Consider the following 4,963-nt stretch of genomic DNA (forward strand, 5'->3'; position numbering starts at 1 on the left):
GAAACAGGCCGACTATGTTATTAGGCCTTTTCGCCGCTGCTGGTCTTCAATATCTAGTGCTGACTCGATGCACCAAGTCAGCAGGCTTTCGAAGTCGCTTCCAGACGTCTCGACAAAAGGCCCACGCTCCCACGTCAACCGCATCTCATACACCCCATTCGATACTTCTTCGTACGTCAGCTTCCACCCGTCTGGTAGATCACGCGTATTTTCCATAAGTGGCAAGATACGAGTCCAGCGAAAGGGTGCTTCAAGCAAATAAGCCATAAAATTGTCTTTTCGTTATAAGAATGTCAACTTCACTTCACACCTCTCTACCGGGACCGATGATTACCATTTACATCCGCTACATCCTGGACCCCACCAAACTGCCCGAGTTTGAACAGTACGGCCGGCAATGGATGCCCCTAGTGGCGAAGTATGGCGGGCAGCATCACGGCTACTTTTTGCCTGGCGAAGGGGCCAATAATGTGGCCCTGGCCCTTTTTACGTTTGAGAGCCTCGCGGCGTACGAGGACTACCGGCTGCGCTCGCAGCAGGATCCGGCCTGTCAGGCGGCGTTCCGCTACGCCGACGACACCCGCTGTATCCTGAGCTATGAGCGCAGCTTTTTTCGACCGGTGTTCCCGGCAGCGGTTCCCGCGTCTGGGGGCGAGCAGTAAGCCACTACTTCCCAGGCCGCTTGAGCTACCCAGCGGGCAATTACGAAAGCAGTCCGTTCATTGTAAAGAGGATTCTAACGCACTCCGCTCAGCCTTCATACTTTCAGCGCTTCTCTGTTGACTGGGCGGCTCTCCTGGTGGTTCTACTCTTCTGTTCCTATTTTATGCGCGTGCTGCTCGTTGTGCTGTGTTTCTTCCTGCTACCGGCTTATTGGGCTCCGGACCAGGGGGCGGACCGGACTGGGACCTTTTACTTGGTCACGAAGCTGAAAGCCGGCAATCGCTCGTTTCAAGTGCTCTACTTCTACAACGACTCCACCTTTTCCGCCCTTCGCAGCGGTGGGTTGTTTGCCAAGGCCGATTCGGTGTTCTTCTATCCGTCCAACGGGTTCTTGCTGCTGCGGGGGCGAGTGCGCCGCGGCCTGCGGGCCGACTGCCTGTCCTTTACCATCCTCGAACGCAGCCACGTGAAGACGACGGGGGAACAGCCGCCCTTCCGGCGACCCGCCGTCGCCTGCCGCCGCACCCCGGCCGGGGCCCTCGTGCTCGCTGGGGCCACCTTTCGGCCGGTGCCCGGGACCCGGCTCCCGGCTGTGCTTCGAAAACTCTTGCTCCGAACAGCGCACCGCGCCGATAGCACACAATACCGCTTTGACTGTCGCTAAAGCAGCGGCGCAGGCAAGAGAGATCGAGAAGAACCGCCGTTCAGCGAAACGGTCCGAAGGTAAACGCATCTTTTGAGGAAAGGAGGGTACTATTGGTGCTTGGGTGACCTATGCACGGTAGCTCCCGGGGTTTTGGTAATGGAAAGTGTTTTTTACCCCGTAGCTCGTTCTTTTGCCCATGCTTATTTCAGTCGACGATACGCCCTTTGGTCATGCATTGGGGCAATTTATGTTGCTCTTCGACCAGTCGCCCCTTGACTTGGCGCATGCGCATGTAGCCTTTGCCGACCTCTCGGCCCTAGTGGCCCGCGAACATCCTGAGCGGGCCTGGCCCATAACGATACCTCGTGGGGATGGTCCCTCGCTTTCCGTGACCGTGGAAGGCATGCTGGCGTTGAAGCGCGCCAGGTACGCGGACCTGCAACCGGTTGCCCTTGCCGCCGTGGAAGCGGCGATGGCACCGTGGCACGGAGCTACCGTGCGGGCGGTGACCGCAGAAAGAGGGAACTCGAGCGGTTCCATGCTCCACGTGGAGTTGAAGTTACCCACCGGGGAAACACAGGGACTGACGGCTCACTGTCCGTGGCAGGTAACGGCGGCGGGAGGGAGGCCATGTAGCTGGAACGAAGCAGTATCCCCCTTGCAGCGCGCTGTGTCCACCCTGCGCCGGAAGAAGGTCGCGAGCGTGCGAGTGCAAGTGAGCGGCGCACTGGAAGTGAGTTTTGCCACCGGAGCTGGGTTGCTGGTGGGCGGTGCCGGGTGGTACCCACAGGCAGAAGTGGCAGACCTGCATTACTGGCTGCATACCAACGACGCGATGTATCTGCGGGTGGCCACCCAATTCCTGCTTCAACCGCTTCGGGTGGAAGATGAACAGGCAGAAGAGGAAGGAGCTTCTTAAGTTTATGAAAACGGTGCTTCAAGCAAATAAGCCATAAAATTGTCTTTTCGTTATAACAGGGTCAACTTCCCTCCACACCTCTCTACCGGACCCGATGATCACCGTTTACATCCGCTACATCCTGGACCCCACCAAACTGCCCGAGTTTGAACAGTACGGCCGGCAATGGCTGCCCCTAGTGGCGAAGTATGGCGGGCAGCATCACGGCTACTTTTTGCCTGGCGAAGGGGCCAATAATGTGGCCCTGGCCCTTTTTACGTTTGAGAGCCTCGCGGCGTACGAGGACTACCGGCTGCGCTCGCAGCAGGATCCGGCCTGTCAGGCGGCGTTCCGCTACGCCGACGACACCCGCTGTATCCTGAGCTATGAGCGCAGCTTTTTTCGACCGGTGTTCCCGGCAGCAGTTCCCGCGTCTGGGGGCGAGCAGTAAGCGACTACTTCCCAGGCCGCTTAAGCTAGCCAGCGGGCACTTACGAAAGCAGTCCGTTCACTGTAAGGAGCTCTTTATGCTACTCTCTAGTAACTGCAAGACCGCTTACCTGAACTTTCAGCGCATCTTTGCCGAGCAAAAGACTATGCAACCTATGAAATTGCGCGACCGGTATCCTCAACTGCAAAATCCTGCCGTGGTGAAAGCCATGGTCGTTCGGTCTGTGTACGCCTCGATGGCCTTGGAGAATCAACTCGTGTCAATCGAGCGCATAGAAGCGCTTTATGAACAGACCGCGCTTCCCATTTCCACCGCCGCTATCGTTGTTGGCCGATGAGCGTCTGCAAGCAGACTAGGCGATAAGCATGCGTCTGCCGGCTAACCGCCTGGTGGAGTATGTGCTTCCCTTTTTACTGTTCAGTGAGCCTCGCCCGCGGCGTCAAAGCACCCCGCCATCAACTCCTGTTCCTGCCGGGGGACTCGGTAGCGGCCGGCGACTGTGGGCCACTGGCGCACGGCCGTTACTACCTGTGTGCGGATGGTTTCGGCCTGGGTTACCGATAGCCGAAAATAGGGCGCTACCTCCCGGGCCAACTCAAGGTCTAGCGCGTTGTCGGTGGTGGAAATGTTGAGCTTCAGCCCCTGCCCGTACCGGATCGGGTTCAGATCAAACGCGGGCGCCAACTGCCAGCCCTGGGGCGTAAGCAAAAAGCCATGGTTGCGCAGATGGTCGTCGGTGTTTGACACGCAGATGTTGAAGACGATGCGCCGCCACAGCTCTGCCAGATCCTGGGCCACTTGGCCACCCTGCTGGATAAGCAAGCCAGCAAGCTCCAGGTAACTGGCCCCGTCCTGATAATCGGTTCCGTCCTGATAGCCTAGCAGCGTCATGGCGGAAGCAAAGTGACGCCGCTCGCCCGCTGCAGTGCGATCAAAGCGTTGCGAAAGAAACGTGTGGTGACGGCTACCAAAACGCTGAGCTCGACCAGTAGCGACCTGTAGGCCGGCGGCCTGGGCCAGCTCATTTACTACTCCTTCCCAGGCCCCCACGTCGTGCTCATCCTGGCTGCTGGGAAACTTAGCAATCCAGAGCTGGCCGCGCTCGTCCATGATACTCGCCTTGGGGCGCGCCCCGCCCAGCGAGGAACCGGGCGCGACCAGCAAGAACAGCCACTTCAGATAGTCCGGGTCCTGCGGGGCGTCGGCCCGCTCCAGTTGCAGGCTGGCGTATTCGAGTTCCCGTAACGAGGCCCACGGCGGAGCGGCCATCGCCCGGTTGTCATCCAGGAACGGGCCAGCGAGGTCAGTTTTGAACCGTAAGGCCCCCATCCGGTGGCCATCGAACACGCCCAGCAGGTAGTCCGATTCGAGCAGCAGCCGCTCGCGCCGGTCCTGCTGGCGGGCCAGCGCCGCTTCGCGCCGACGCATGAGCAGGCGGCCCCAGCGGTCGGGCGAGGAATCGAGAAAAAGCCCGAAGTTGGACTGATCCTCCGGCAGGTACTGTGGGCCGGCATAGAGCTGTAACGAGGGGTCCAGCGTCTGGGCCTGAGGCAGGGCCAGCCACTGCGCATCATAGGTAAAGGCAAACACTTCTTTGCCCCGCACCGGCACGGCTGAAAGCGTGCCCATTAGCTGCGGCCCGGCAACCAAGCTTTGCCAATCGGCATACACGTACACCTGGCGGCGTTCCATCGTTTTGGCCATGGGACTACTCGCTGGATGAATGCTTGGGCGCGCGCGCGCCAACGATTAGCTCGGCATCCTGCAACTTGCGGCCCAGCGTATCGTCGGCTGCCAGGTGCAGCAGGCTCTTCTCCAGGCCCAGTACGAACAAGACCTGCAGGTAAGCACCCAGACTAACGGTCGAGACGCCCTGCTCGATGGAATGGAGCGTAGTGCGACTGATGCCGGCGCGTTCCGCCACGCGCGCCGCACTCAGTTTGCGGCGCAGGCGAGCCAGGCGGATATTTTCCCCCGTCTGCGTCAATAGCTGCTGAAGGCGAGGAAGTAGCAGGACCGGTTTCTTAGTCATAATGCGTGATATAATGCACAATTATAGCAAGTATTGAGCATTATATCACGCATTGGTGCATTCCTTAGTAGCGTACGGTGGCCTTATTCGGGTGGATGAAGCGTTAGAAATACAGCATTTGGTAGTGGCTACCACTACATTTCTATTGCCATCACCGCCCGTGCTGGCACTTGCAACTAGTTGATCGGCCGATCAACGATAACCGCCTCTCCTTCTACTCCAGAACTTGTCCGGGAAGCTACATTACGTTAAACGACACTCCAACAAGGGCAC

6 protein-coding genes are annotated in these 4,963 nt (G+C 58.9%); 4 read left to right on the plus strand and 2 right to left on the minus strand.

Features of this window, described 5'->3' with window-relative positions; all coding sequences use genetic code 11:
• The first annotated feature begins 326 nt into the window (after positions 1-326).
• The 4 genes from HW556_RS17920 (at position 327) to HW556_RS17935 (ending at position 2,658) form a co-directional block, all read left to right on the plus strand.
• Positions 327-662: an NIPSNAP family protein gene (locus tag HW556_RS17920; protein ID WP_176901492.1), complete on the plus strand. Its 336-nt coding sequence runs from the start codon at positions 327-329 to the stop codon at positions 660-662.
• A 164-nt stretch (positions 663-826) separates the two neighbouring features.
• Positions 827-1,327, plus strand: coding sequence for a hypothetical protein (locus tag HW556_RS17925; protein ID WP_176901493.1), 501 nt, complete (start codon positions 827-829; stop codon positions 1,325-1,327).
• Between the two features lie 178 nt (positions 1,328-1,505).
• On the plus strand, positions 1,506-2,228 hold the full coding sequence (locus HW556_RS17930; protein ID WP_088466147.1) for a hypothetical protein: 723 nt from the start codon (positions 1,506-1,508) through the stop codon (positions 2,226-2,228).
• Between the two features lie 94 nt (positions 2,229-2,322).
• Positions 2,323-2,658: an NIPSNAP family protein gene (locus tag HW556_RS17935; RefSeq protein ID WP_176901494.1), complete on the plus strand. Its 336-nt coding sequence runs from the start codon at positions 2,323-2,325 to the stop codon at positions 2,656-2,658.
• Between the two features lie 417 nt (positions 2,659-3,075).
• Here HW556_RS17935 and HW556_RS17940 read toward each other — a convergent pair whose 3' ends face one another.
• Both HW556_RS17940 and HW556_RS17945 read right to left on the minus strand, forming a co-directional pair.
• The gene (locus tag HW556_RS17940; RefSeq protein WP_176901495.1) at positions 3,076-4,362 is read right to left on the minus strand and encodes a type II toxin-antitoxin system HipA family toxin; all 1,287 of its coding nucleotides are present in this window, start codon (positions 4,360-4,362) and stop codon (positions 3,076-3,078) included.
• A gap of 4 nt (positions 4,363-4,366) precedes the next feature.
• Positions 4,367-4,645 (minus strand): helix-turn-helix domain-containing protein, encoded by a 279-nt coding sequence (locus tag HW556_RS17945; protein ID WP_246289715.1) that lies wholly within the window; start codon positions 4,643-4,645, stop codon positions 4,367-4,369.
• Between the last annotated feature and the right edge of the window lie 318 nt (positions 4,646-4,963).

This window comes from Hymenobacter terrestris, from assembly GCF_013377905.1.
In the GTDB taxonomy this organism is placed as follows: domain Bacteria; phylum Bacteroidota; class Bacteroidia; order Cytophagales; family Hymenobacteraceae; genus Hymenobacter; species Hymenobacter terrestris.

Bases quoted from the DNA above. Each gene is read 5' to 3' on its own strand.
- HW556_RS17925 (WP_176901493.1), top strand. From the start codon at position 827: ATGCGCGTGCTGCTCGTTGTGCTGTGTTTCTTCCTGCTACCGGCTTAT.
- HW556_RS17935 (WP_176901494.1), top strand. From the start codon at position 2,323: ATGATCACCGTTTACATCCGCTACATCCTGGACCCCACCAAACTGCCC.
- HW556_RS17940 (WP_176901495.1), bottom strand. From the start codon at position 4,362: ATGGCCAAAACGATGGAACGCCGCCAGGTGTACGTGTATGCCGATTGG.
- HW556_RS17920 (WP_176901492.1), top strand. From the start codon at position 327: ATGATTACCATTTACATCCGCTACATCCTGGACCCCACCAAACTGCCC.
- HW556_RS17930 (WP_088466147.1), top strand. From the start codon at position 1,506: ATGCTTATTTCAGTCGACGATACGCCCTTTGGTCATGCATTGGGGCAA.